The organism is Legionella fairfieldensis ATCC 49588, from assembly GCF_000621525.1.
In the GTDB taxonomy this organism is placed as follows: domain Bacteria; phylum Pseudomonadota; class Gammaproteobacteria; order Legionellales; family Legionellaceae; genus Tatlockia; species Tatlockia fairfieldensis.
In genome coordinates this window covers 62,225-87,449 of sequence record NZ_JHYC01000001.1, presented here as the reverse complement: position 1 = coordinate 87,449, position 25,225 = coordinate 62,225, and the positions used below count along the sequence as shown (strand labels likewise).

The window sequence follows — 25,225 nt, the reverse complement described above, 5'->3', positions numbered from 1 at the left end:
TATGTCGCCATTTGATCGATTACTGGCAATTATGACCAAGCCGTTTACTTTAGCCACCTATGCTGCTTTAGTTGCATTGTCCTGGTTTTATCTGGATAAACCGCTTGCTTATTATTTGTATTCTCTTAATTTAAAAGCAAATTTACCTCTGTTGAGTGGGATTACCAAGTTAGGGATGGGTATACTTTATCTTCCTGTTTTTTTTATTTTGGCAATTTTTTTCCGTTATATTCGTAAAGAAGTCAATTGGGAATCCCGTGCCTGGTTTCTCTTTATGTGTGTTGCTGTTCCTTCTTTAATTTGTGGTTTTTTAAAATTAATTTTAGGACGCGCTCGCCCCAGTGTATTATTTAACGAGCAATTATTCGGTTTTTATGGTTTTCACATGCAGGCTTCCTATTGGTCGTTTCCCTCGGGGCATACTACTACCATCACCGGGGCTATGTTGGGGTTGGGTATTGTATTTCCTCGTTATTTCTATACTTTCTTATTGATTGCTTTAAGTGTTTCTCTTTCTCGCGTGTTACTGACCAATCATTATCTTAGTGATGTATTGGTGGCTGGCTATCTGGTTCTGATAGAAGTAGGCTGTTTACTCAGTATATTACGGCGCAAATCCTGGCTGGTACCTGTATGGAGACATGATATACTAAAAAAATTTGCTGCGCAGGTAAGATAATGGCATTTAATAATTGCATTGATTTGTCCCTAATAATACCCGTGTACAACGAAGTGGATAATGTTGAAGCCCTTTATAGAGAAATAGTGACGGCTCTCCCTCTCGAACGTTTTATTTATGAAGTTATCTTTGTAGATGATGGCAGCACTGATGGTACGATAGAACGTTTGCAGAAATTATCGCAGGCTAAAACCAACCTGAAAGTTATCTGTCATAAAAGAAACTTTGGCCAAAGCGCTGCCTTGTTAAGTGGAGCTAAAGCAGCCCAGTATTCTTTTTTAGTCACATTAGATGGTGACGGTCAAAACGATCCTGCTGATATTCCACGGTTGGTAGAGCAATTGCAAGATTTTCGCACGGTTGTGTTAGGCAATCGCAGGAAAAGGGATGATAATTATTTACGTAAATTATCTTCGCGTGTTGGTAATGGCATACGACGTTTTTTTCTTAAGGACGAGTGTCCTGATACAGGTTGCAGTTTAAAGTTATTTCCCCGTACAGCTTTTCTGGAACTCCCTCATTTTAATCATATACATCGTTTCTTGCCTGCATTATTTAAACGAGCGGGGTTTAAATTAATTAATTTACCTGTGAATCATCGTCCTCGCCAACATGGCATTTCCAAATATGGAGTAATGAATCGTTTATTTGTTGGAATTTATGATTTAATAGGTGTTCGTTGGTTATTAAAGCGTCCCTGTTCACCGGAGGTTATTCGTTATGAACCCTGATTATCTTTGGCTTGCTTTAGGCTTGTTAGGGCAGGGGATTTTTTCTGCCCGTTTTATTGTTCAGTGGCTAGTTAGCGAAAGGGAGAAAAAAAGTATTATTCCTGTTGCGTTTTGGTATCTGAGTTTACTGGGAGGAATAACATTGTTGATTTATTCCATTTATAAACGGGACCCTGTTTTTATTTTGGGCCAATCAACCGGTGTGTTTATTTATTCGCGCAATTTATATTTAATACATCGGGAGCGTATTTCTCGTCGTCCTGTTCATTTGAAAAGAATTTAATTACAGGCTGAACATTCTTGCTGATTAGCGATAATGTTAACCTTGAATAATTAAAATCATTAAACTGTTGTAATTATTTAGTAACGCGATAAAAAATTTTTTGAGACGATCATGCTTATTTCGGTTTATGGGGCAGGCTATGTGGGGTTGGTGACAGCAGTCTGTTTAGCCAGATTAGGTCACCAGGTTATTTGTACGGATGTGAATGAGCAACGTATTGTCCAGCTTCAGAAGGCGAATTGTCCGATTTATGAAGAGCAGCTTCCCGAACTTCTGCAGGAGCAAATAGCGAATAAAAGATTATTTTTTACTGCTGATTTAACCTATGCAGTCAATCAGGCCAGTGTTCATTTTATTGCTACAGGAACACCCGGTTTGGCAGATGGTAGTGCTGATTTATCACAAGTATTTGCTGTTGCCTCATTCATTGCCCGTGAAACAAACGGGAATGGTCTCATAGTTACCAAATCAACTGTTCCGGTAGGTACTGGCGATATTATTCAAGCTCGTGTTGAGGAAACAATGGCCCAGGTTGGTAATAAAAATAAAATAGCGGTCGTTTCCAATCCGGAATTCTTGCGTGAGGGCACTGCCGTTTATGATTTTTTAAATGCAGATAGAATAATTATTGGCGGAGAACAACAGGCGCTGGCGGCCCTGGAGGCCATTTATCAGCCTTTGGTTGAACAAGGAGTACCCTTGTTGCGCATGAGCCGACGCTCAGCAGAGCTTACCAAATACTCAGCTAATGCGATGCTTGCTTGCAGGATCAGTTTTATGAATCAAATTAGTCAACTTGCTGAGAGCCTTGGTGCAGATATCGATGAAATTCGCCAGGGTATGGCTCTTGATCATCGTATTGGGCCTCATTTTTTACAGGCCGGTATTGGTTATGGAGGATCTTGTTTTCCTAAAGATGTCCGGGCTTTAGTCCATACAGCCGCAGAGGTAAGTGTAGATACCCACTTATTAGAGGCCATAGAAAAGGTCAATCAATCACAAAAGCAGTGGGTTTTTAATTGCCTGAAAAAACATATGAATGGCAAGTTAGAGGGATTGACCATTGCCATTTGGGGACTATCATTTAAGCCAGGAACCGATGATTTACGCGAAGCGAGTAGTCTTGTCGCTGTTAATGCTTTATTGGATGCCGGGGCGAATCTTCGTATTTTCGATCCGGCTGCAATGCCTGCTGCAAAAAAGTTATTTAATAGCAGTTCAGCAATTAGTTGGTGCTCTTCCGCTGAGGGGGTATTTGACAGAGCGGTGGATGCATTGGTGATTGCTACAGAATGGCCGCAATTTAAATCCTGTTCTCTAGAGGCTTTACAGAAACAACTAGGTAAGGCTCCACTCATTGATGGTCGTAATTGTTTTAAATTATCCGATGTGATGAATGCCAATTTGGCTTATTATTATTCAGTTGGACGTCCGTGTATTATAAAAGGTATTGATAAATAAGTGCGTTATATAGCACATAATAGCAGGAGCTATGAGCATGCAAGTAAAAAAAGCTGTTTTTCCTGTAGCAGGTTTAGGTTCACGTTTTTTACCTGCAACAAAGGCGAATCCCAAGGAAATGTTGCCTATCGTCGATAAGCCGTTAATTCAATATGCGGTGGAAGAAGCAGTACGAGCCGGTATTACTCATATGATTTTTATTACAAGTTCTACTAAACGGGCTATTGAAGATCATTTTGACAAACATTTTGAATTAGAAATGCGTTTAGAGGAGCAAGGAAAAGACGAGTTGCTGGAAGTGGTGAAAAGTGTTTCACCGCCGGGCATTCAATTTACTTATGTCAGACAGAATCAGCCTTCGGGTTTAGGCCATGCGGTGCTTTGTGCGGAGCACGTTGTGGGGGAAGAGCCTTTTGCGGTTTTGTTGGCGGATGACTTAATCGATGACTCCAAATTGCCTTGTCTTTCAGCAATGACTGACTATTTCAAACAGGATGGACATTCTGTGATTGCTGTACAACCGGTACCTTGGCACGATGTCCCTCAATATGGTGTGGTGAGTGTGGTAGAAGCGGGGGAGAGCTATTCAGCGATACAGAATATGATTGAAAAACCCAAAATGGAAATGGCTCCCTCAAATCTTGCCGCGGTGGGGCGTTACCTATTTACACCTGCTATTTTTTCTTGTTTAAGGCAAACAGTTGCTGATGAGCGCGGCGAGCTCCAGTTAACTGATGGTATTCAGCGTTTATTAGACATACAAGTGGTGCAAGCTTATCAATTCCATGGCAAACGTTACGATTGTGGTTCGAAGTTGGGTTATTTACAAGCAACGGTTGAATTAGGAATGGCTCACCCAGAAATTGGCCAGTCTTTTAGCGACTATTTATACAATTTGAATTAAGGCGTGTCTTGAACCTGTTTTACGAGTTAAAAACCGTGATAATTTAGCGCAAATTTTAGCCAGAATTAGAAAATTATTCATACTTCAAACTTGAAAATTAAAAAGAGTGTTTCCATATTAAAAAATATCCGAAACACTAACTTTGGAGAATATTATGAATAATTTAAGAAAAAACTATTTTCCCATATATCGTGAGGTAGAAGATATGTTGGAAAAATTTTTAACTTCTCAGCAAAGTAATGACGCCTCTTTCATTGAAACCAGTTCCTGGGCACCTCTCGTGGATGTTAAAGAAGAAAAGAGTCGATTTTTAGTTATTGCAGATTTACCTGGAGTTAAAAAAGAAGACATTCATATTTCGCTCGAAGAACATATTTTGACTTTAAAAGGAGAGCGCAATTTTGAAAAAGAAGAAAGTAAGGGCTGTTATACGCGAAGAGAACGCGCTCAAGGTCAATTTTATCGTCGCTTCAGCCTTCCTCAAACGGCAGATGATGCTAATATTACTGCTAAATACACCCATGGTGTACTGGAAATATCGATTCCCAAAAAGGAAATAACTGCTGAGAAAAAAATTGAAGTTAACATAGAAGATTAATAGGCTGAGGGGATTACTCTTTAATCCCCTTCTTACTCTGTTTACAAATTTAAAATTAATCATCAACAATATTAAAAATCCCTATGGATGCCAACTCTTTCAATGGCTATTTTTTGTCGGCATAAGTTTACACCTGCTGGTTTTGAGACTTAATTTTTTGTTAATGTAATTGGCTTATAATTTAATCATATTAAATCATAAAGTGGACTATATAATGAGCAACACAGATATAGCAAAATCAGCTGAGGAAAAATTAAAGTACTACGCTAGTAAGTTATACATCCTTAAACAACAGCAAGAGTTGCATTTCTCTAAAACGCAAGAAAAACATTTCCTCGCTATTCGCACCATTAATCCTGGCGCTTTTAAAACATACTTAAAAGAAAAGAGCAAGTTAGGAAAAGAAATTGAAGAGACTAATAATGCGTATTGTGATCTTTTCTATAAAACCTACAAAAAGGCCAGCATAGAAGCAAAATATTCCTATGAAATTGCAGAGAAAGAGGCACAAGGCAAGCCAGAGGTTTTTGCAAAATTATACAAAGTTGAACTGGATAAAGTGAACTTCAACCATTATTTATCTCAACTTTATTTTGAGGCAGAAAAAGACCGCTCCTCAACTGCATGGTCTTTACACGAGGAATTAAATAAAGAACGTGAATCCTATCTGAAAAATCCAACCGCAAAAACCCTAAAAAATTTTCAAACTAACTGTAAAATGGCGCTTGAGAAAGCACGCAAACCTATGGAAGAATTAGGATTGAAAGATATTTTAAATAATTTACTTAAAGCCATTGCCAGCTTTGGTACGTTGCTCATTTACAATAAACATACTTATGATAAGTTTTTTGTAAGCGATAACTTTAAACATTTTACCAGGTTAGAAAAATCAGTTCGCGCAATGGATCCCGAATTTTCTGAGGAAAACGAAGAAAATAATAACGTAAAAAAACCTAACGCCTAGAAAAGTACATGGGAGTTGTGTTAGCTGGATTTTGGTGATCAATGTCATGGAAAATAGGGAGCGATTGTGTAGCCAATTCAGCATGAAAACGGGAATCTAATTCTCGAAATTACCTGATTGCTTTGCTTGAAAGACAGATCCCCCGCCTGCGCGGGGGGTGATATGCGAAAAATTGAGCAGAAAAGTTAATAGTCAGCATGGCCAGGGGTGCGTGGAAAAGGAATAACATCGCGAACGTTTGCCACCCCGGTTACATAACTTACCAGGCGCTCAAAGCCGAGGCCAAAACCAGAATGCGGAACAGTACCATAACGGCGTAAATCTCGATACCACTGGTAACTTTCTTTATTCAGATTGCACTCGTCCATGCGTTTATCCAGAATTTCCAGCCGCTCTTCCCGCTGACTCCCACCAATAATTTCTCCAATCCCTGGTGCTAAAACGTCCATGGCAGCAACCGTGCGGCCATCGGTATTGAGTCGCATATAAAAGCCTTTAATATCTTTAGGATAGTCTGTAATAATCACCGGTTTTTTACATAGATCTTCAGCCAGATAACGCTCATGTTCGGACTGTAAATCTAATCCCCAGCTAACAGGGTATTCAAATTTCCGTTCAGCGTTCTTTAATGCTTTTATCGCGTTGGTGTAGGTCATTACTTCGAACTCGGACGAGACAATATGTTCCAGACGTTCAATGCATCCCGGGGCCACAAATTGATTGAAAAAAGCCATATCATCAGCACGCTCATCCAGCACTTTTTTACAGAGAAAGCGAAGCATGGCCTGACTTAAATTGCAAATATCGCCCAGATTGGCGAAGGCAAGTTCAGGTTCTACCATCCAGAATTCAGCCAGATGTCTGCTGGTATTTGAGTTTTCGGCACGGAAAGTCGGACCAAAAGTATACACTTTAGACATGGCCAGACAGTATGCCTCGGCATTTAATTGGCCCGATACTGTCAGAAAAGCTTCACGACTAAAAAAGTCTTTGGAAAAATCAACCTGACCATTCGAATTTTTAGGAATATTAAGTAAATCGAGTGTACTTACTCGAAACATTTCACCTGCGCCTTCACAATCACTTGCAGTGATAATAGGGGTATGGATCCAGAAATAACCTTGTTGATGAAAAAATTGATGGATGGCCTGAGCCAGGCAATGTCGAATACGGGTGACTGCACCAATCGTATTGGTGCGAGGGCGCAAATGAGCTACTTCTCGCAAATATTCAAGGGTGTGGTGTTTAGCTTGAATAGGGTAACTGTCCGGATCGTCTATCCAGCCCACTACCTTAATGCTATCTGCCTGAATTTCAAATTGTTGCCCTTTGCCTTGCGATTCAACCAGTTTACCTGTCGCAGTAATCGCGCAACCCGCCGTTAATTTAAGAATTTCATGTTGATAATTGCTTAAAGTATCCGGAGCCACTATTTGAATGGGAGAAAAACAGGAACCATCATGCAAACTAATAAAAGACAAACCTGCCTTGGAGTCTCTTCGTGTTTTTACCCAGCCTTGGACGATAATTTGTTGATTAACACTTACTTCGTTTTGCAAACATTGTTTTACTGTGTAAACGTCTGTCATTATGTACTCCAGAAAATAGAAAAACCACGAACCTGGTTGAAAGGGCACAACTATAAATTAATAACTTGAAGGATGATACACTAATCAAATTCATAGGGGGAACACATGCTACGTCTGACAGGACTAATTTTTGCAATAATAATGTCGTTTTACTCGTATGCAGAAGATACTGAATTAAAATTATACCGTCCTTTTAGCGACGAAACACCTGTAATTATCAAAGAAGAAAAATCAGGTCAATGCTGGCAGCAATCCCACCGAATTAAGCGCGAGGACGCTTGGCGTTGTGTCGTGGAAACCCGAATTTATGATCCTTGCTTTGTGAAGCAGTACGGTTCACAGAAAAAAGCGTTATGTCCGCAATCTCCATGGACAAGCGAGGGTATCGTGATTAATTTGCCAGCACCGGTGGATAATAGTCGGCATATTGCTTTGGATATGTCAAAAACCTATCCTTGGGCTATTGAACTGACGACAGGTGAGAAATGCGAGGCTGTTGATGAAGGTGAAAGCCAGTATGGTTTACAGATTCGCTATCATTGTAATAATCAAACCATGTTAGTAGGACATGTACAACGTTGTGAAGCAAAATGGCGGATTTTGCAACGCAGTGATAAAGGAATTGCAACTGCCGAGGTAGCAAGGGCTTGGTTTTAACAACATAAAAATAACATATTGAATTAATTTTAATCACATGATAAAATAATCCTTTTAATTCTTTATGGAATATCGAAAGATGCAAAGAAAGCCTTCAACAGGAATGAAAGCTCTGGGCTGCGCCCTGATTCTTTTAGGTGTAGCTATAATAGCTGTTATCTGTTTACCGATGGGCCCTCCTATGGTTGGATTCGCCTCGTTTGCTGCAGCAGGTGCTTTGGGTAGGGGTATTACGTTTTTTTCTTCTGATAAGAGTCTTTCTGAAAAAATGCGTAAGATGAATAAAAAATTGGATGAATTGACTATAAAATACCAGACCTCCTCCGCAGACTCTCCATCAAAAGATGCTGTAATTAGTAGCGCTACTTGCTGATGAATTCCCGCCTCTACCGATTATATTACTCTGAAGGGGCGGCTTTTATAAAAGCGGGCAAGGTTAGACAGTATTGATTAATTGCATTAATGAGCGGGTAATCAGCCATGGAAAAATTGAAGCGTTGGGCATTGTAAACCTGAGGAACCAAACACAGATCAGCCATCGTTATTTCACTACCATAGCAGACCTGACTCTTATGAGGTATTGCTTGTAAACGACTTTCCAATGCATCAAAACCGAGTTTTAACCAATGATGATACCAGGCTTGAATTTGTTGTTCATCGGCCTGAAAGTCTGTTCTCAAGCGTTGCAATACGCGCAAATTATTAAGAGGGTGGATATCACAGGCAATAGTCAATGCCATGCTTCGGACCTGTGCACGGCCTAAGGGTGTTTGCGGTAATAAGGCTGGGGTGGGGTTCATTTCTTCGAGATATTCGATAATAGCAATTGATTGGTTAATAATATGACCATTCTCATTGAGTGTAGGCACTAAACCTTGCGGGTTAAGTTTTAGATATTCTGAACAATGTTGCTCGCCACCGTTGTTAGTTAAATGAACAGAAAGGGCCTCGTAAGTAATATTTTTAATATTAAGAGCGATGCGTACACGATAACTTGCTGTCGAACGATAATAATCATAAAGTTTCATTTTACACCTTATAAGGCATTAAGGTTTGATCAATCGCGCCAAAATAGGACTGACCTTGCGGACTGAGCATTTCTATACGCACTGTATCGCCATAACGCATATAGTCAGTCTGTGGTTTCCCTGTTGCAATTGTTTCAAGCATACGCTTTTCAACGATACAGGAAGAACCTTTGCTGCGATCCAGGTTGGAAACTGTTCCGGAACCTATAATTGTACCAGCTGCCAAAGACCGTGTTTTAGCGGCATGAGCAATTAAATCAGGAAAAGAAAATGTCATATCGACCCCGGCGTTGGGTTGACCAAATAGCTCGCCATTCAGGTAGCTGAATAGAGGTAAACTGATACGCTGTCCATCCCAATGGTTTTTTAATTCATCCGGCGTGATGGCAACAGGCGAAAAACTGCTGGCTGGTTTAGATTGAAAAAATCCAAACCCTCTGCTAATTTCAGCAGGAATTAAATGACGTAACGATACATCATTAACCAACATAAGTAATTTAATATGTACGGCTGCTTCTTTGTCTGTTATGCCCATGGGTACTTCATCAGTAATAATGGCCACTTCAGCTTCAAAATCAACCCCATAGGTTTCATCGGAAACGAGAATAGGATCGTTAGGACCTAAAAATGCATCTGAACCACCCTGATACATCAGAGGGACTGTCCAGAAATCCGCTGGCATTTCCGCCCCTCGTGCTTTTCTGACTAATTCTACATGATTAACATACGCACTGCCGTCAGCCCATTGATAAGAGCGAGGAAGAGGGGCTGCAAATTGGTGTGATTCAAAGGGAAAACTGTTTTTTATTTCTCCTTGATTAAGAGCAAGATAAATTTCCTGAAGCGGTTCTTCGACTTCCTGCCAGTTTTCTATGGCGAGTTGTAATGTTTTAGCAATATGTCCTGCTTTTACAGCACGGGTCAGATCCTGACTAACAAGACATAATTCGCCGTCACGGCAGGTTGAAGATTTAAGGCTGGCTAATTTCATAATAATCCCTGGTAAGCGTTTATGTAATGCCGTCTACTTAATCATTACTTGAACATTGTGCTTCTTGTAAGGTACCACGTCTGATCTGATCACGCTCTATCGCTTCAAAAAGTGCCTGAAAATTACCTTCACCAAAGCCCTGATTGCCACGTCGTTGAATAAGTTCAAAGAATACCGGACCAAATACATTTTCAGTAAAAATCTGTAGAAGTAAACCAGTCTTAGGATCAGAGCCACCATCAATTAAAATACGTTCCTGTTGCAATTTATCCAAAGGTTCGGAGTGCCAGGGAAGTCGCTCATCTATCATTTCATAGTAAGTATCGGGGACATTTAGAAAAGATACGCCCTGTTCTCTTAAAGTATGTACGGTGTGATAAATATCCTCGGTAGCAAGCGCAACATGTTGAATACCTTCACCGTGATATTCCTGCAGAAACTCTTCGATCTGCGATTTGTCATCTTTGGATTCATTCAAGGGGATTTTAATTTTATCACAAGGACTTGCCATAGCCCTGCTAATTAAACCGGTCATTTGTCCCACAATATTAAAGAAACGAATCTCGCGAAAATTAAAAATAGACTCATAAAATTGAGCCCATTTATCCATGTTACCACGATAGACATTATGGGTGAGGTGATCGATTCGAGTTAAACCACAGTGTTGTTTTGTTTGCGACAGGGTTGTTTTATTTTGCCAATGGGAGCCGAAGGGTTTAAATTTGTCGTCCACGAAGTAAATAACGCTGCCGCCAATGGCTTGAATGGCGGGCAAACCATGTTCAGCATGACTACAGTCCTGGAAAGGAGTTGCACCGTGTTGAAGAGCGTAGGTATAGGCATGTTGGGCATCTTTTACTTTAAAACCCATCGCGCAAGCGCCTGCGCCATGCACGGCAGCGTGCTGCTCAGCCTGACAATTAGTTGCCGCATTGACAATAAATTGAATTTCACCTTGTTGATAAAGAGCAATGTCCTGATCGTTGTGAATTGCTGTAATTTGAAAACCCATTTCACTAAACTGTTTATGTAAAATAGCTTTATCAGGACTTGAAAACTCTAAAAAAGCAAAACCATCCAGTCCGCAGGGATTGTCTACCGCATGTTCATTCATGACTACTCCTTGTTGGTCTTAAATGCTCGAATCAGGTAAGTTTCCGAATCAATCTGATTTATTGTGGGGTTTTATTAAAAATAACCCGTCTGCGATGGCCAGGAGACTGACCTCCACTCGCTTATCCTGTTTTATAAAAGCATTTAAGCGGCGGATTTCGCGAGTTTGGCCACCGGTTTCCTGTTCGTCAATGACTTTGCCATCCCAAAAAATATTGTCAATCGCAATCAAGCCTCGTGGGCTTACCAGTTGTAAGGCTAACTCATAATAATTCAGATAATTGGTCTTATCCGCATCAATGAAAATAAAGTCAAAACTATGTTGATGGCCTTCTTCAAGTAAATGATGCAATGAATCAAGGGCCGGTGCCAATCGCAATTGTATTTTTTTGTCTTGCCCTGCTTCGTGCCAAAACCGATGGGCTTTGGACGTCCATTCAGTATTGATATCACAGGTAATTAGCTGACCGTCCTCTGGTAATGCCAGAGCCATAGCCAAAGCACTGTAACCAGTAAAAGTACCTAGTTCCAGTACCTTGCGCGCGCCCAAAAGCTTGAGTAAAAATTGCATAAATTGAGCTTGCTCAGGGGCTACTTGCATGTGTGCCAGGGCCATGGTTGCCGTTTCTTCGCGTAATGCCTTTAAGGCAGGCGCTTCGCGTAATGAAATATCAAGCATGTAATTATATAAGGGAGGAGTGATATTTAATTGTTTCATAGGTCTCGCTTTAAAATCAGGTCTGTTGCCAGTTTATCGGTAATGAAATCAATGCAAAAGGCGACAGACTGTACAAGTTACTTATAAAATAGTTTCTAGGCAAGTTTTTCCTGAGCTAAAATATCGGCTATTTCGCTGGTTGGACGATTTTCTTGTTGTGCCCGAGTAAATATTTCCAGTAACGAGGTGTGAATGTCATCGATTTTTTCGTTAATCAATTTTTCAGGCGTGTGCAAATATTTACTTGCAGCAAAAATAAGACCACCGGCGTTAATAACGTAATCAACCGCATAAAGAATACCTTTTTCATGTAATAGTTGTCCATGATAACTGTGAGCCAATTGATTATTAGCAGCCCCGGCAATAATCGTTGTGTGGAATTGATTGATAGTCATGTCATTGACGATAGCGCCTAATGCACAGGGTGAAAAGACATCGCAAGTTATTTTATGGATTGTCTCGATAGGAGCAGCAGTTGCGCCAAATTCGCGAACAACGCGTTCTACAGCAGCATCGTTAATATCCGCTACGGTTAGTTTGGCGCCTGATTCATGTAAATAGCTTGCCAACAAATAACCGACGTGACCTAAACCCTGAATGGCGACATGTAAACCAGCCAGAGAATGTTTTCCCAGTTTAAATTCCACAGCGGCTTGAATTCCTCTTAATACGCCTCTTGCAGTAGAAGGAGAAGGATCGCCATTATAGCGCGTCAAGCTGGCGACATACGGTGTATGTTGGGCAATGATATCCATATCATGTAACTGGGTGCCGCTGTCTAAAGCAGTGATGTAGCGTCCACCTAACTCATTCACAAAACGGCCAAAAGCGTGCAGGTAGCCTTCGCGATCATAAGTTTTTGCTGGTTTGATAATCACGGCTTTACCCCCACCGAGCGGAAGATTCACGGAGGCGGCTTTATAGCTCATGCCTCTTGCCAGGCGCATGGCGTCATTAATTGCCATAGCGGTATTCGGGTATTCAATAAAGCGACATCCACCGAGCGCAGGACCCAGTTTGGTGTTATGAATGGCCACAATAGCTTTCATACCGGTAGCGGCATCTACTTTAAAATGTAAATCACCAAAGCCATGAGACAGTGCATAATCAAGAAAATCATCCTGAATAGCCAAGGCTGTTTCATTTTTTATTTTATCGACAGACATCATTATTAATGTTCCCCTTAAATTCCTGTCTCAATGTTATAGACTTATTCTAATTTTAAATCAACGAAAGATTTTATTGTAGATCAAGGCAGGTTTTCATTCATTTTATGATCATCAATGACCTGCGTTTTTGCGTTATGCCCGTAAAGAAGAGCAGGAGTCTGGAACTCTACTTTATCCATTTTAAGAATTGGAAGCTTTTAAGGCTTAGTGTAAACTGAGTACCTGTCTAATAATATCCCAGGAGATAATAATGAGAAAACTGGCGGCAATAGTGGCCCTGGCAACCTTAAGCCCTTTAGTGAGCGCAGTAGACTTGCCTCCCAGGACAATATTGGATAAGGTGGTCTTTCAGGTTTCAGCGAAACAATGGGTTACCACACAAACGGCCTTATTGACAGTGGCTATTAACGCTACTTTATCAAATGCTGATTTGGTGAAAGCACGTGCAGATATTATGAGTAATTTAACAAAAATTGCCACAGGCGATTGGCAATTGACCCAGTTTGATCGATCTCAGGATAGTTCAGGATTAGAAAAATTATATGTTGTAGCGCAGGCAAGAATACCTCAGGCGGGTTTAACCGATATTTATAAACATGCCAAGGATGTGAGTAAACCGGGGGCGACCTATGAAATAGGCAGTGTAGAGTTTAAGCCTGGCCTTGCAGAAATCCAACAGGCGAAATCCCAATTACGAGAGCAGTTATATCAGCAGGTCAATAATGAATTAAGTCGGTTGAATAAAGCGTATGCCACTCAGAATTACAGTGTTAATCGAATCATTTTCTTCGATGGAGAACCCGTTTTACCTTTAGCCAAAGCGTACTTTAATGATCAGCAAATAAATACTGCGGTAATGACTGCCGCAGCAACGCCAGCACCTCCGGTGACGGTAAGTAATGAATTAGTGATGGGTGCTGTCGTGGAGCTTGCCTCCAATCGACAGGAGGGAAGTGCAGTTGCAAACAATTGAACGGATAATTGGCCATCGGGGTGCTTCTGCTTACGCCCCCGAAAATACAATGGTAGCATTTGAACAGGCTTTGGCCTTAGGCTGTCGTTATGTTGAGTTTGATGTCATGTTAAGTGCTGACGGCGAGCCGTTAGTGTTTCATGATGAAACACTGAAACGTACAACCAATGGACGAGGTGAAACAGGTCTGGTAACCGCTGAGTATTTACAGTCACTGGATGCTGGAAGATGGTTTGCCCGGCGTTATCAGGGAGAAAAAATTCCTCATTTACGAGATATGTTGGCGTGGCTCGTTGTTTCTGACGTTAAAGCCAATATCGAAATAAAACCTTATCCGGGTACGACAGAGCAGACAACTGTTGCAATACTCTCTCATATTAATCGCTATTGGCCTCAAACAAAACCTTTGCCTTTACTTTCCAGCTTTAATTTTGCCGCGTTAACATTATGCCGCAATCTTGCGCCAGAAATACCTTTGGGTTTGCTTCTTGATGAATGGGATGCCGATTGGTTGATTAAAGCGAAAGAATTACACTGTTACTCAGTCCATTTTAATCGGCGGGCGCTTAATGCTGCGCGCGTGCAACAAATTAAAGAACAGGGTTATATGCTTTTTGTTTATACTGTAAATCGTAAACGACAAGCCAAAAAACTTTTTGAATGGGGAGTGGATGCCGTGTTTAGCGATTATCCTGATCTTTTATCGTGATGCGCTATATAATTTTTATTTTTTTGCAGTTTTTTTTATCGATTTCGCAGGCAAAGCCAGTGGAATTAATTATGTGGCACTCGCTTGCCGGGCAGATAGGTATAGAATTAACTCAATTAGTTACACGTTTTAATCAGAGCCAATCTGATTACAAGGTGAGGCTTGTGTACAAAGGAGAGTATACCGAAGCTTTAACCAGTTTTGCAGCAGCCTTTCGGGCGGGACAACCTCCAGCAATTATGCAGGTTTTTGAGGTAGGTAAGGCCACGATGTTATATCCCAAAGGGATTATCAAACCAGTCGATGAACTGATGCAAGAACAGGGATTTTTGCTACCTAAAGAGAGCTTTCTTCCTGCTGTACGTGATTTTTATAGTGAAACGAACCAGCTTCTGGCACTCCCTTTTAATATTTCAATTCCTGTTATTTTTTATAATGCCGATGCGTTGGCGAAAATAGGGTATACGCAAGCATCATTTCCACGTACCTGGCAAGATATGGAGATTTTAGCGGCCAAGTTAAGAGAAGCTGGTTATGCCTGTTCTTATACCAGTGCTTACCCATCCTGGATACAATTAGAATCTTTCGCCGCGATTCATGGCTTATCGAGGAGCAATAAGAAACCTTATACTACCGCCCTTATCCATCATCTTGAACGTTTAAAAAAATGGCAGGAGAATCATTATTTTGAATATGGCGGGCGGGCAAGTAATGCGACGGTTTTGTTTACAAGTGGTCATTGTGTGCTGTTTAGTCAATCTTCCGGCAGCTACAACAGTCTGGCTGAACTTGTCAAATTTGGTATAGGTGTGGCACCGGTACCCCTGGATACTCAGATTAGCAGTCAACGTCATAATAATATTGCCGGCGGGGCAGCCCTTTGGGCTATAGCCGGGCAAACTCAGGAGAGTTATCAAGGCATTGCCCGGTTTTTTTCTTATTTGACTCAACCTGAAACACAACAACGCTGGCATCAAAAAACGGGATATTTGCCGGTGGGTCTTAGTGGAATCTATGCTTCTCTTTTAAAAAAAACGCATCCTGTTCTTGCTCTGGCGCAAGAGGATTTAGGAAGGCAATCGGAGGAACCAATTAGCTCATCAGTGGAGCCACAAAACCAGATTCGACTCATTAACGACGAAGCTTTGGAAGTTATTTTTGCCAGCATTCAATCACCTGCTCAAGCAATGGAAGAAGCAATAGAACGCGCCCGTTATATTGTATTGCGTTTCGCACGTAATACAGCGTTAAAGCGTCATTAAACAATGAGCAAATTATTTGTTAATCACGTGTCACTTTGTACCGGACAAAAAATAGCTATTGACCCGAATTGCCAACGAAAGTCGCTATCCAATGTCTTATTCTATGGAGGCTACTCTTTCAATTAGTCTTAAGCTTTCCTTGATGTCACCTATCAATCATATTGGCATTTCTATCCTATACGAATAGTATTTTTTATTTGCAATAAAATTCATATTTGTTTAATATGAACCTTTATTGTGCAATAATAACCCGGTGTAAACATGACAGGCAGTAAAGAAGAGAAGACATTAGTACCAAAAGATGCAGGCTGGGTTCTGATTTTGCATTAGATAAAAACCCGGGTGGTACCTTCGCGGTGGCGAGGAAGCACGCGCCGTTGGACATCCGCGCAGATTTGGTTGCCGTTTGTCGGCTTGTTGAAAACGCTAAAGCAAATATTATGGAGCCGCAGCAAAAACAAGAATCTGGTTTGACGTCCAGATTTTACAACTGTTTTTAATATTATCTTAATTTAAAACGGTTATTCTTTTACAGATAGTTTTTAGGGGAGAATTTAAGTGACAAAGATAATTTTTTATTTTGCAGGAACCAGACAGAGTGTAGAAAATTATAAAGAGGGTATGGAAGGTATTGGTTATAAAGATGATGTAATTCGTGTATATCTTCGCGGATGTGAACATAAGAATATAGGTGGGAATTCAGCTTATCCTGATTTAAAAATTGTTGCGAATAAAATAAGAAGTGCTTTTGATGCTAAAAGTAAAACAATAAATCTGGAAAAACTGGAATCAGAGCTGGGTGACGCAATGACTTGGAACTATAATAGTATCTACGGAAAACCAGAAATTTCAAGCATTGATCCCCACATTACACATATTGGATTAGCAGGATATAGTCGAGGTGGTGTTAGCACTTTTGCCAGTGCGTTAGCATTGGACGATCTGGATATCCCAATAGATATTATTGCGGATCAACCCATTCCTGGACAACTTAATCAATATTATTCATTTAAGTCTTTATATTCGCAGTATAATGACCTGACTCAATGCAGAAATGTAGAATCTGCAACAATTCTCCTTTGTTCTTATGATCTGGAAAATGATTTGTTTGCGAAACAAATGATAGCAAAATTTCCCACAACAACCAGTACGAACATATGGTTGATGCCAGTACAAAAACATAATACTTCTAACGCCAGTGCCATCGTCTCACTTCAGATTCAAATGCGGTTAGTTGAAGCAGGCTATGCGAAGGATTCACCGGCACAGAAAGGAGATCTGGAACACTACAAAAATTATTGGGAAGAGTCGCATATTTGCTATACTCCTGAAGAATTTCGTCAAGAGGTTTTTGGAGCAGAGAGGAATGCGGTGGTTAGTAAAGCTCCTCTTTATTTGACACTAAGAAAAAAGCTGGCAAAAGAGGAACTACGCCTTCTTCAATTAGAACCTTCTATAGAATTGGATGACGATCAAGTCGATGCTATTGTGGTAATTAGTAAGTTAAATTTTAGTGACCATAAGAAAAGAGAATTAGTTAATTTTATTTGTTCAAATAAAAATTCAAAATTGATCACCATGATAGATAAATTATATGAACTCAGACTCTATGCTTGTAAAAGCCTTTGTTCTACAGGCAATGTAAAAGTCCTGGAAGATTATTTTGATGAATTCCTGCGAGATGTTATTATTAATTTTAATCAATATTTATCTACCGAATCAGTCCATGAGAAAAAAGCATTGGTGAAACCCACAGAAGATGCGTTTCAGCGGTTTAAAGAAAACAAAGCGCTTTCTTTTAAAAGCAAGAATAAAGTGATGGAAATAATTGATAAACACATTCATAGTTTTTTCCCTTCCGCCAACAAGTCGTTCTCATTAGGCAATGTTTTCTCTAGCCTGTTTAGTCAAATGAAACTTCCATCGAGTGAAGAGTATGACTTACCTCCCGTTTCTGGCCCAGGTAATTCCCAGTAAAACCTAATGTTTTATCATCAGAGCGTGTGCTCAATTTGTTTTGCAAGTTAAAATTTGCGCAAATGAGCACAGCTTTTTGGCTGTGAAACAGATTGAAGTCAGGCTCTACAGTGCCTTCATAAAAGAGCGCAAATCAGGTTTTTGTTGCAGACGGTATTGATAAACGGCATAAAAGGCAATGATATTTTTTAAATAATTACGCGTTTCGTGCCAGGGGAGTGTATCAATCCAGATATCTATCTCTTTAGGAGGGTGATTTTTAAGCCAATAATTGACTTGCCGCGGACCTGCATTATAGGCCGCGGCTATCAACACTGGATGGCGATTGTAACGAGAAGTCAAGTGCTTTAAATAGGCAACGCCAATATTAATATTTTTTTGGGAGGTGAAAAGCTGATTTTTATCGCCATAAGCAATCTTTTCATGTTTGGCAATGACACTTGCTGTCGAAGGCATCAGTTGCATTAGACCCCGTGCACCCGCCGGCGAAATAACATCGTAACGAAAACCGCTTTCCTGACGAATGATGGCATAAATAAACTCCGGAGATACCTCATAGTTTTTGGCATATTGATCGATAGGTTGCTGATATATTAAAGGAAAGCGCAGTGATAACTGATTATTTAAATCGTCACTATTACTTAAATAAACTGACTTATCATGCCATTGAAGTTCGTGGGCAAGCCAGTACACCAGAGCGCTTTTATCGTCTTTAGGCAGTTCGCTGACAAAGTCATTCAAAAGCCGTGAAGCTTGCAGTAATTGTTTGCTGATGTATAACAATTTAATGTTATCGGTGAAAGCTTGATAGGGTTTTAACAAGGCCAGATTGTTAACTGGCATTTCATTTTCAAAAGTAGGTGTGATATTCAAACGCATGCTGGCTAAAAAACCGTAATAATGCCTGTTTTTAGCGATCGATTCATAAATTGTTTTGGCCTTTGTTTTATCGCCTTTTGCCTCCAAAGCCCGCGCCAGCCAATATTGCCAGCAGGGTTTTTCCTTATCTTGCGATTGAGCAATTAAATACTCCACCTCACTCCATTGCTGTCGTTTAAGCGCAAAGCGAATTTGCCAATCCAACAGTAAATCGGTATAAAAAACGGGTTTTATTTTAGCGAACCAATAAGGTGCATCGTTGTGGTTACGCATGGTTTTATACAAGACAAGATGGACAAGAAAGGCTTGTTGTTGTGCCTCGTTTAAAAAATGTTTTGTTGTTGCTTCCTGCCAATAAAGAATGGCTTTGTCCATGTTAATCGATACCATCCGTTTTAAGCCATACAAATAAAAATAATCGTGTAAATCACCAGATTCCATGTGATTAATGTGATCGGGATGTCGTACGATATCATTTAATAACTGAACGTCTTTAAGACGTGGTTGTTGGTATTGTTTTAATAAATGATAAACTAACGAAAGATTTCCTTGGTCCAAAGCAAGAATAATGCGTTGATTAATCAGATGCTCGTCAAAGTGACTGCTTTTAGTCAATAAATCAAATAAAGCATTGCAAGCAGGGGGTTGAGACGCTCCGGAGAGCCATAGCAATCGCGCTGCCGCAAGCGCTTCTTCTGTTTTACCTGTATTATAATTGGCCCTTTGAGCGAAACATTGCAAATTGATGTCAGCTGAATTTTTATAATATTTGGAAAAACTATCCCAGTCTTTTTGTTGTGCCAGGTAATAAAGCCATTTTTCCCGTAATTTTTTGGCAAGGGGAGTATCGTCAGCGATAAAAGCGAGAAAATTTGCATCAGGCTGCTGAGGCAAATTTTGACTCCATTGTGTATAGGCTATGAACCGCTCTAAATAAGCCTGGCCCGAGGCTGAATAAACTATAGTGGTGCTTTGGCTTAGTAAGACCATTATATAGAAAATCGTTTTCATCGTTTTAAATCAGCCTTTGGCGCATGGTCGAAATTGTCTGAGCATAATCATCACTGGAAAATAGCGCAGAACCTGTAACAAATTGAGAAGCGCCGGCATGAGCCAGGCTGGCAATGTTTTCAATAGTAACACCACCGTCCACACAGATAGGCAGGGCAGGATATTTTTGTTTTAACCAGCTTATTTTATTAATTATTTCCGGTATCAGGCTCTGTCCACCAAAGCCCGGATTAACCAGCATTACCAGAACAAAATCAAGTCGATGAATACACCAGCTCAGACAATCAGGCAGTGTGGCGGGATTTAGTACCAGACCCGCTTCACAGCCCTGTTGACGGATGAGATGGAGACTGCGGTCAAGATGAATCGTTGCGTCAGGATGAATACTAATCCGCCTGGCTCCTGCTTTTGCAAATTGCATAATTAATTCATCCACAGGTTGAGCCATTAAATGAACATCAATGATCAGTTCTGAAAAACGTTTATGCAACGCCTGGCAAAGAGAAGGGCCAAATGTAAGATTAGGCACATAATGATTATCCATAACATCAAAATGAATCATATCAGCACCCGCATTGATTACGTCAGAAACTTCGTCACCAATGCGAGTCATATCCGCTGAAAGTAAAGAAGGTGCGATAAGAAAACTCATCAGTAAGCCTTAAACGTCTTCAAACCAGTAATTGAAATTAAAGTTTACGCTATGAGCTTCCAGGCGTGCACTAAATCCATTAAAAGTTATCGACTTGGTAGTCAGATATCGATAGTCAAGCCCTAAGGCAAGAGAATCGGAGTAATAATAGGCAACGCCAAGAATTGCCTGTCCGACAGGCGCGTTTTTACTTCCCCTGATTTCCTGGCTTACTGCGGTGGTAAATAAATAGGGAACAGTTAACGTGATAGTATTATGCATGACAGCATAACCGCCGCCCAATCCGATATAAGGAACCCAGGTGGGGTCATTTTCTTCATCATAAAAATCATAAAAGGCATTAATAAGCCCTGCACCTACAGTAGTATGTCCATTTAAATGAATAGGAATGGTGGGTGTCACATGTTTTCTGATGATTACACCACCTACATTGAGACGAGAAAAAGGTGCGTAATTAAAGAGTAATTCTCCTTCAATACGGAAATTACAAATACGATAACCCAATTGTCCGCCAAAATCGCCACCAATTCCGTGTTTGAAACGAGCGGGAACCAGGAGCAACGAGGAAAGAAAAGGATTAAATCCAGGGGTAATAAATGTGGGGAAAAAAGGCTGGCCAACTATAACAGGATTATCCAAGGCAGCATCCAGTACATACGAGGGATCGTTAATTTGAAATCTTAGACTGGATGAAAAACTGGCGCCTCCCATTAATCCGGCATACCAGCCTTCCGCCGGCGTTGCTGCAAATACGGAACAACTACTCAATAACAGGCCTGTCAGGGCACATTTAGTAGAATATTTCATTAGCTACCCTTATTTATAATAGTATTCATTGAAACGGTAAACTACACCTATACTTCCAAGGTTACCTTGAAAAACTTTACCCAGATGATCAAGATGGGTGGTGCCCACATAACGATAGGCAAGATTAATGGCGTAACTTTCAGAAAAATTAAAGGTGAGGCCAGCGGTCCCCTGATAAGCAAATGTGCTATCCGAACCTTTAAACAGTCGTATTCCAGGACGTCTGTAATAGCGATAGCTTTTTAAGTTGGCATCAATCCATCCATATCCTATACCTACACCCAGGTAGGGAACAATGCAGGGAACTATTTCAGGAAAATCGTAATAAATATTACCCATTCCCAGAGCCGCATTAGCCTGTCCGCCAGCTCGTCGTTCTTTAAATCGTTGCCAACCAAAAAATTTATTCCTTTCAAAGGAATGGACATCGGCTTTAAGGTAGGTGAATTCAGCTTCATAGCGCATCGGGTTACTCTGGAAGCCAAAGCGCGCCCCTCCGTGGTAACCTCCATCATAAGAGACTCGATCAAAGAAGTTGCCGTAATAGATTTTTTTAATGTTATTAGGCAAGTAGGTATAACCGCCAAATACACTTGAATACCAGCCATCAATGGGTGTAGCTGCTAAAGCCAGTCCTGAAGCCAGCAACGTGGCGGAAAAAAATGCAATTCTCATGACATCCCTTCTTATTTATTATTTTAAAGCAATTCAATGTTAGCGATTTGCTTTTATTTTGCAAGCAGCTTTTTTCAATTAAAACGATTATGCTTGTATTACGCCAATCATAGACTAAGATGGAAAGAGGGATCATTCAGGATTAGAGAGTAAGGATATGACCAGAATCTATGATAATTTAACAGAGTTTGCGACCAAACTGGTGGATTTTATTGCTGCAATCGATAAAGACCATTTAATAAGGATAGTAAAAAAAGCCCAGCAGGAATATGATGCACCGAAAGATTCTTATTTCTGGGGTTGGTTCTATTCGTTTACCCGTCTCAATTCCAACAAATTTAAAAATTTTTTAAAAGATGATCTCTCTCAACTTATTATTCGTTTACAGGCTTTTGAGAGGTTTTTTAAGGAGGGGAAATGGGAGTCTACTTCAAGTAATACAAGAGTATATCTCGCTTTGATTAAAGAAATTGAAGGGTATGATGAAGAGACAGACTATGATTTATATCAATTTATTCCTCGTTTATCCCCGTTGGTAATGCAGGAGATTAAGAATCGAATATCTTTCCTCCAGTGGCAAGAGGCAAATTTAAAGCAACAGAAAGACATCATCAATCAACATTCTGAATCCCTCTCACCCGCTTCTATAAGGAAGCGAACTCAGGAATTTGCTAAAAATTATACCAATGTAGAGAATGCATTTCAAAAAGACAGGATAACACTAATCATCAGCGATGATGTAAAAAAAATTCCTCGCTATCAGCGTAAAACCGGTACTTACTTTCTAACGCGCGAACCTGATGCCAGAACAGGCCATTGGGTCTTATATCAAAAACAAAAAGGGAAGGATGATTTACAAAAAATTAATACTGATGACTGGAAAAAATTTCATAACTTGCTCGCCAACTATGATTTTTTGACGCCTGAGCAATTAAACAGTTATCCCTATTATCAACCATGTCTGACAAAAAATGTCGTAAAGGAAAACAATAAACTTTACTTGAGAGTGATTAGTGAGGGACTCGAATATGCCTTTATACACCCTGAAGGTGATTTAATTAGCGGAACTGTTACTCAAAAGGAATTAAATTATGAATGGCGCGAACCTCTGCGCATCAACCAATTACCCTTATCTGATATATTAAGAATAATAAATCAACAGGTTTCCAATAAAGAATTGAACACTCGAAATGTTTCGGATTCGGTTGAAAACCAAATTCGAGATTGCATTAATCAGCAATTAAAACCGAAGAAACAGGTTTTGTGTAAAGGCGTGAATGATTTTTCGCCCCAGACAAATGATTCTGTGATCTATAAACAGCCTTCTTTTTTTATTGTGACCAAACGGGAAGGTCAATGGAAGATTTTTTTTGTGGATAGTAAATTACAAGAAATCAAGGAAGTAAATCGGGAACAATGTAAAGAGGCTAAACAAATGCTTGATCAATGGCCGGAAGAACCCGAATCGTTATCTGAAGGGCAGTTAGAACAACTTGCTAAACTGCTTGTGGATTATAAACCGGTTAAACCGGTTAATCTGAATGATTTTTCTACATTAGACCATTGCCTGGCAACAAGATTACTATTGGTTCAACCGAGCAAAGAAAATACGCTGCCAGCTTCCGAGAAAACAGAAACATTACAAGGGAAACTCGATATGACCAGATATTCAGAGGTAGCTGGTTTTTTTAGTCGCAGACCAATTGAAATAGCACCACAAGATAGTTCTCCTTCGTTAAAATCCTGATGTAATTGGGTATCGCCAGTCTCGTCCAAAAGAACAAGGACTGATTTTGACACCTGGCTGCGCCTGATGGCGTTTGTATTCGTTGCGTTTTATTAAACGAATAACCTGATTGACATCGTCAGGACAATAACCTTTTTGAATAATATCAGAGGAGTCTTGATTGTTTTCCATATATTCTTTAATAATAGCGTCCAGGACATCATAGTCAGGCAAGGTATCCTGATCAGTTTGATTTTCTGCCAGTTCAGCAGAGGGAGGGCGGGTCAGCACGCGCTCTGGAATAACGGGTGTCAGACGATTACGATAGCGGGCCAGCGCGTAAACTTGTGTTTTCAATACGTCTTTTAATACGGCGAATCCTCCAGCCATATCACCGTATAAGGTAGTATAACCGACGGCTGTTTCACTTTTATTGGAGGTAGTCAGTACCATCTGGCCTGTCTTGTTGGATAAAGCCATGAGTAACATTCCCCGGATGCGGGCCTGTAAATTTTCTTCTGTGGTATCTGGCTTCAAATTTTTAAAAGAAGGCGCCAGTGTTTCAAGAAGCGCGTTAAAGGCTGGTTCAATAGAAAGCAAGGTGTTTTTTATACCCAGTTTGGCTAATTGTTCTTGGGCATCAAGAAGGCTTATCTCTGCAGTGTAACGGGATGGCATCATGACAGCATGCACGCGAGAAGGTCCCAGGGCGTCCGCTGCAATAGCTAAAGTAAGCGCGGAATCAATCCCGCCCGATAAGCCAATTAAGACACCGGGAAAACCGTTTTTTTCGATATAATCACGTGTACCACAAACCAGCGCTTCATAAAGTAACTGTTCGGAGTCAAGTAGAGGTGCCAGTTCAGAAGTTAACTGATCCCCCTCCAGTATTACTGTTTGTAACTGTTCACGAAAAGCAGGGGCTTGAGCACAAAGCGTACCCTGATTATTCAGCGCAAAGGATTGTCCATCAAAGACTAATTCATCCTGGCCGCCAAATTGATTAACGTAGATAACCGCCATTCCATGGCGGGCATGGGTTTTTAGCAATTGCAGACGCTGATTCGGCTTGTCATAATCAAAAGGAGAGGCATTAATGCAAAGCATGACCTCTGCACCCGCGTTGGCTATTTGTTCTACGGGGCCTGTTTGCCAGACATCTTCGCAAATACAAAGCCCCAATCGGTATCCTTTAATGTCGAGGATGCAAGTCTCGGCAGGACCCGGTTTAAAATAACGGTATTCATCAAAAACGCCGTAATTAGGTAATTTTTGTTTGCGATAAACAGCGATTTGTTTTCCACGATGAATAACAGAGGCAGCATTAAAACAATTTCCCTTTTCAAAACAGGGATGCCCTACGATGACATAACAATCTTCCGTGCTTTCTTTTATCTTCTGCAAGGCATTTTCTACCCGATCATATAATGCTTTACGAAATAACAAATCTTCAGGAGGATAACCCGTGAGAACCAGTTCCGGGAAAAGAATAAGTTCATGGCGTTGTTGCTCACGTTGAATAATGGATACTATTTTTTCTGCATTGGCTTCAATGGCTCCTACTACAGGATTAATTTGTGCCATAAGTATAGCGAGAGGTTGCTGCATGATGATTTACACTTATTTGAATTAAGAATTCTTCATTCTATAACAATTAAACCTAAATTTA

General features: G+C 40.4%; 25 protein-coding genes. 14 read left to right on the top strand and 11 right to left on the bottom strand.

Annotated elements, in window-relative coordinates; translation table 11 throughout:
• The first annotated feature begins 1 nt into the window (after window position 1).
• From T345_RS13145 to T345_RS0100355, 7 genes are all read left to right on the top strand, one after another.
• Window positions 2-679, top strand: coding sequence for a phosphatase PAP2 family protein (locus T345_RS13145; RefSeq protein ID WP_051555063.1), 678 nt, complete (start codon window positions 2-4; stop codon window positions 677-679).
• A complete protein-coding gene (locus tag T345_RS0100385) occupies window positions 679-1,410 on the top strand; it encodes a glycosyltransferase family 2 protein (protein WP_035917846.1) in 732 nt (243 codons plus the stop codon). Before T345_RS13145 ends, T345_RS0100385 begins: the two co-directional genes overlap by 1 nt.
• Window positions 1,400-1,693 carry a lipid-A-disaccharide synthase N-terminal domain-containing protein gene (locus T345_RS0100380; RefSeq protein WP_028387582.1) on the top strand — a complete coding sequence of 98 codons (294 nt, stop codon included), beginning with the start codon at window positions 1,400-1,402 and terminating at the stop codon, window positions 1,691-1,693. The genes T345_RS0100385 and T345_RS0100380 overlap by 11 nt, the downstream gene beginning before the upstream one ends.
• Window positions 1,694-1,804: 111 nt before the next feature.
• On the top strand, window positions 1,805-3,154 hold the full coding sequence (locus T345_RS0100375) for a UDP-glucose dehydrogenase family protein (RefSeq protein WP_028387581.1): 1,350 nt from the start codon (window positions 1,805-1,807) through the stop codon (window positions 3,152-3,154).
• 37 nt (window positions 3,155-3,191) lie between these two features.
• Window positions 3,192-4,058: a UTP--glucose-1-phosphate uridylyltransferase GalU gene (gene galU / locus T345_RS0100370; protein ID WP_207385044.1), complete on the top strand. Its 867-nt coding sequence runs from the start codon at window positions 3,192-3,194 to the stop codon at window positions 4,056-4,058.
• A gap of 154 nt (window positions 4,059-4,212) precedes the next feature.
• Entirely contained in the window at window positions 4,213-4,656 is a 444-nt protein-coding gene (locus tag T345_RS0100360) for an Hsp20/alpha crystallin family protein (protein ID WP_028387579.1), read from the top strand.
• 169 nt (window positions 4,657-4,825) lie between these two features.
• Entirely contained in the window at window positions 4,826-5,620 is a 795-nt protein-coding gene (locus T345_RS0100355; protein WP_131777729.1) for a hypothetical protein, read from the top strand.
• Between the two features lie 185 nt (window positions 5,621-5,805).
• Here T345_RS0100355 and asnS read toward each other — a convergent pair whose 3' ends face one another.
• Window positions 5,806-7,209 carry an asparagine--tRNA ligase gene (gene asnS, locus T345_RS0100350; protein ID WP_028387577.1) on the bottom strand — a complete coding sequence of 468 codons (1,404 nt, stop codon included), beginning with the start codon at window positions 7,207-7,209 and terminating at the stop codon, window positions 5,806-5,808.
• 105 nt (window positions 7,210-7,314) lie between these two features.
• On the opposite strand from asnS, the gene T345_RS0100345 reads away from it, so the two are divergent.
• The gene (locus tag T345_RS0100345; protein WP_028387576.1) at window positions 7,315-7,866 is read left to right on the top strand and encodes a hypothetical protein; all 552 of its coding nucleotides are present in this window, start codon (window positions 7,315-7,317) and stop codon (window positions 7,864-7,866) included.
• Window positions 7,867-7,945: 79 nt separating this feature from the next.
• Window positions 7,946-8,239 (top strand): hypothetical protein, encoded by a 294-nt coding sequence (locus tag T345_RS0100340; protein ID WP_028387575.1) that lies wholly within the window; start codon window positions 7,946-7,948, stop codon window positions 8,237-8,239.
• A gap of 25 nt (window positions 8,240-8,264) precedes the next feature.
• On the opposite strand, the gene maiA is transcribed toward T345_RS0100340, so the two are convergent.
• From maiA to T345_RS0100315, 5 genes are all read right to left on the bottom strand, one after another.
• On the bottom strand, window positions 8,265-8,894 hold the full coding sequence (maiA, locus tag T345_RS0100335; protein ID WP_028387574.1) for a maleylacetoacetate isomerase: 630 nt from the start codon (window positions 8,892-8,894) through the stop codon (window positions 8,265-8,267).
• A gap of 1 nt (window position 8,895) precedes the next feature.
• On the bottom strand, window positions 8,896-9,885 hold the full coding sequence (locus T345_RS0100330; protein WP_028387573.1) for a fumarylacetoacetate hydrolase family protein: 990 nt from the start codon (window positions 9,883-9,885) through the stop codon (window positions 8,896-8,898).
• A gap of 37 nt (window positions 9,886-9,922) precedes the next feature.
• The gene (gene hppD, locus T345_RS0100325) at window positions 9,923-10,999 is read right to left on the bottom strand and encodes a 4-hydroxyphenylpyruvate dioxygenase (protein ID WP_028387572.1); all 1,077 of its coding nucleotides are present in this window, start codon (window positions 10,997-10,999) and stop codon (window positions 9,923-9,925) included.
• A gap of 48 nt (window positions 11,000-11,047) precedes the next feature.
• Window positions 11,048-11,716: a class I SAM-dependent methyltransferase gene (locus T345_RS0100320; RefSeq protein WP_028387571.1), complete on the bottom strand. Its 669-nt coding sequence runs from the start codon at window positions 11,714-11,716 to the stop codon at window positions 11,048-11,050.
• A 95-nt stretch (window positions 11,717-11,811) separates the two neighbouring features.
• Window positions 11,812-12,885, bottom strand: a complete 1,074-nt coding sequence (locus T345_RS0100315) for a Leu/Phe/Val dehydrogenase (protein ID WP_028387570.1) — start codon at window positions 12,883-12,885, stop codon at window positions 11,812-11,814.
• Window positions 12,886-13,135: 250 nt separating this feature from the next.
• Here T345_RS0100315 and T345_RS0100310 point away from each other — a divergent pair, with 250 nt between their 5' ends.
• The 4 genes from T345_RS0100310 to T345_RS0100295 all read left to right on the top strand — a co-directional run bounded on the left by T345_RS0100310 (window position 13,136) and on the right by T345_RS0100295 (window position 17,806).
• Entirely contained in the window at window positions 13,136-13,858 is a 723-nt protein-coding gene (locus T345_RS0100310; protein WP_028387569.1) for a hypothetical protein, read from the top strand.
• 49 nt (window positions 13,859-13,907) lie between these two features.
• Window positions 13,908-14,567, top strand: a complete 660-nt coding sequence (locus T345_RS0100305) for a glycerophosphodiester phosphodiesterase family protein (RefSeq protein ID WP_423202089.1) — start codon at window positions 13,908-13,910, stop codon at window positions 14,565-14,567.
• Entirely contained in the window at window positions 14,567-15,829 is a 1,263-nt protein-coding gene (locus T345_RS0100300) for an extracellular solute-binding protein (protein ID WP_131777731.1), read from the top strand. The genes T345_RS0100305 and T345_RS0100300 overlap by 1 nt, the downstream gene beginning before the upstream one ends.
• Before the next feature lie 558 nt (window positions 15,830-16,387).
• Window positions 16,388-17,806 carry a hypothetical protein gene (locus T345_RS0100295; protein ID WP_028387566.1) on the top strand — a complete coding sequence of 473 codons (1,419 nt, stop codon included), beginning with the start codon at window positions 16,388-16,390 and terminating at the stop codon, window positions 17,804-17,806.
• A 105-nt stretch (window positions 17,807-17,911) separates the two neighbouring features.
• Here T345_RS0100295 and T345_RS0100290 read toward each other — a convergent pair whose 3' ends face one another.
• The 4 genes from T345_RS0100290 to T345_RS0100275 are packed head-to-tail and all read right to left on the bottom strand — an operon-like array spanning window position 17,912 to window position 21,830.
• A complete protein-coding gene (locus T345_RS0100290) occupies window positions 17,912-19,696 on the bottom strand; it encodes a lytic transglycosylase domain-containing protein (protein WP_028387565.1) in 1,785 nt (594 codons plus the stop codon).
• Window positions 19,697-19,700: 4 nt separating this feature from the next.
• Entirely contained in the window at window positions 19,701-20,348 is a 648-nt protein-coding gene (gene rpe, locus T345_RS0100285; protein ID WP_028387564.1) for a ribulose-phosphate 3-epimerase, read from the bottom strand.
• Between the two features lie 9 nt (window positions 20,349-20,357).
• Complete coding sequence (locus T345_RS0100280; protein ID WP_028387563.1) at window positions 20,358-21,155, bottom strand: outer membrane protein; 798 nt, start codon at window positions 21,153-21,155, stop codon at window positions 20,358-20,360.
• 9 nt (window positions 21,156-21,164) lie between these two features.
• Window positions 21,165-21,830 carry an outer membrane protein gene (locus T345_RS0100275; protein WP_028387562.1) on the bottom strand — a complete coding sequence of 222 codons (666 nt, stop codon included), beginning with the start codon at window positions 21,828-21,830 and terminating at the stop codon, window positions 21,165-21,167.
• A gap of 157 nt (window positions 21,831-21,987) precedes the next feature.
• On the opposite strand from T345_RS0100275, the gene T345_RS0100270 reads away from it, so the two are divergent.
• The gene (locus T345_RS0100270; protein WP_028387561.1) at window positions 21,988-23,577 is read left to right on the top strand and encodes a hypothetical protein; all 1,590 of its coding nucleotides are present in this window, start codon (window positions 21,988-21,990) and stop codon (window positions 23,575-23,577) included.
• On the opposite strand, the gene T345_RS0100265 is transcribed toward T345_RS0100270, so the two are convergent.
• Complete coding sequence (locus T345_RS0100265; protein ID WP_028387560.1) at window positions 23,566-25,164, bottom strand: NAD+ synthase; 1,599 nt, start codon at window positions 25,162-25,164, stop codon at window positions 23,566-23,568. The genes T345_RS0100270 and T345_RS0100265 overlap by 12 nt on opposite strands.
• Between the last annotated feature and the right edge of the window lie 61 nt (window positions 25,165-25,225).

Excerpts from the sequence above, each read along its gene's own strand:
- T345_RS13145 (WP_051555063.1), top strand. The coding sequence starts at position 2 with ATGTCGCCATTTGATCGATTACTGGCAATTATGACCAAGCCGTTTACT.
- T345_RS0100385 (WP_035917846.1), top strand. The coding sequence starts at position 679 with ATGGCATTTAATAATTGCATTGATTTGTCCCTAATAATACCCGTGTAC.
- T345_RS0100380 (WP_028387582.1), top strand. The coding sequence starts at position 1,400 with ATGAACCCTGATTATCTTTGGCTTGCTTTAGGCTTGTTAGGGCAGGGG.
- T345_RS0100375 (WP_028387581.1), top strand. The coding sequence starts at position 1,805 with ATGCTTATTTCGGTTTATGGGGCAGGCTATGTGGGGTTGGTGACAGCA.
- galU (WP_207385044.1), top strand. The coding sequence starts at position 3,192 with ATGCAAGTAAAAAAAGCTGTTTTTCCTGTAGCAGGTTTAGGTTCACGT.
- T345_RS0100360 (WP_028387579.1), top strand. The coding sequence starts at position 4,213 with ATGAATAATTTAAGAAAAAACTATTTTCCCATATATCGTGAGGTAGAA.
- asnS (WP_028387577.1), bottom strand. The coding sequence starts at position 7,209 with ATGACAGACGTTTACACAGTAAAACAATGTTTGCAAAACGAAGTAAGT.
- T345_RS0100345 (WP_028387576.1), top strand. The coding sequence starts at position 7,315 with ATGCTACGTCTGACAGGACTAATTTTTGCAATAATAATGTCGTTTTAC.
- T345_RS0100340 (WP_028387575.1), top strand. The coding sequence starts at position 7,946 with ATGCAAAGAAAGCCTTCAACAGGAATGAAAGCTCTGGGCTGCGCCCTG.
- maiA (WP_028387574.1), bottom strand. The coding sequence starts at position 8,894 with ATGAAACTTTATGATTATTATCGTTCGACAGCAAGTTATCGTGTACGC.
- T345_RS0100330 (WP_028387573.1), bottom strand. The coding sequence starts at position 9,885 with ATGAAATTAGCCAGCCTTAAATCTTCAACCTGCCGTGACGGCGAATTA.
- hppD (WP_028387572.1), bottom strand. The coding sequence starts at position 10,999 with ATGAATGAACATGCGGTAGACAATCCCTGCGGACTGGATGGTTTTGCT.
- T345_RS0100320 (WP_028387571.1), bottom strand. The coding sequence starts at position 11,716 with ATGAAACAATTAAATATCACTCCTCCCTTATATAATTACATGCTTGAT.
- T345_RS0100315 (WP_028387570.1), bottom strand. The coding sequence starts at position 12,885 with ATGATGTCTGTCGATAAAATAAAAAATGAAACAGCCTTGGCTATTCAG.
- T345_RS0100310 (WP_028387569.1), top strand. The coding sequence starts at position 13,136 with ATGAGAAAACTGGCGGCAATAGTGGCCCTGGCAACCTTAAGCCCTTTA.
- T345_RS0100305 (WP_423202089.1), top strand. The coding sequence starts at position 13,908 with ATGGTAGCATTTGAACAGGCTTTGGCCTTAGGCTGTCGTTATGTTGAG.
- T345_RS0100300 (WP_131777731.1), top strand. The coding sequence starts at position 14,567 with ATGCGCTATATAATTTTTATTTTTTTGCAGTTTTTTTTATCGATTTCG.
- T345_RS0100290 (WP_028387565.1), bottom strand. The coding sequence starts at position 19,696 with ATGAAAACGATTTTCTATATAATGGTCTTACTAAGCCAAAGCACCACT.
- rpe (WP_028387564.1), bottom strand. The coding sequence starts at position 20,348 with ATGAGTTTTCTTATCGCACCTTCTTTACTTTCAGCGGATATGACTCGC.
- T345_RS0100280 (WP_028387563.1), bottom strand. The coding sequence starts at position 21,155 with ATGAAATATTCTACTAAATGTGCCCTGACAGGCCTGTTATTGAGTAGT.
- T345_RS0100275 (WP_028387562.1), bottom strand. The coding sequence starts at position 21,830 with ATGAGAATTGCATTTTTTTCCGCCACGTTGCTGGCTTCAGGACTGGCT.
- T345_RS0100270 (WP_028387561.1), top strand. The coding sequence starts at position 21,988 with ATGACCAGAATCTATGATAATTTAACAGAGTTTGCGACCAAACTGGTG.
- T345_RS0100265 (WP_028387560.1), bottom strand. The coding sequence starts at position 25,164 with ATGCAGCAACCTCTCGCTATACTTATGGCACAAATTAATCCTGTAGTA.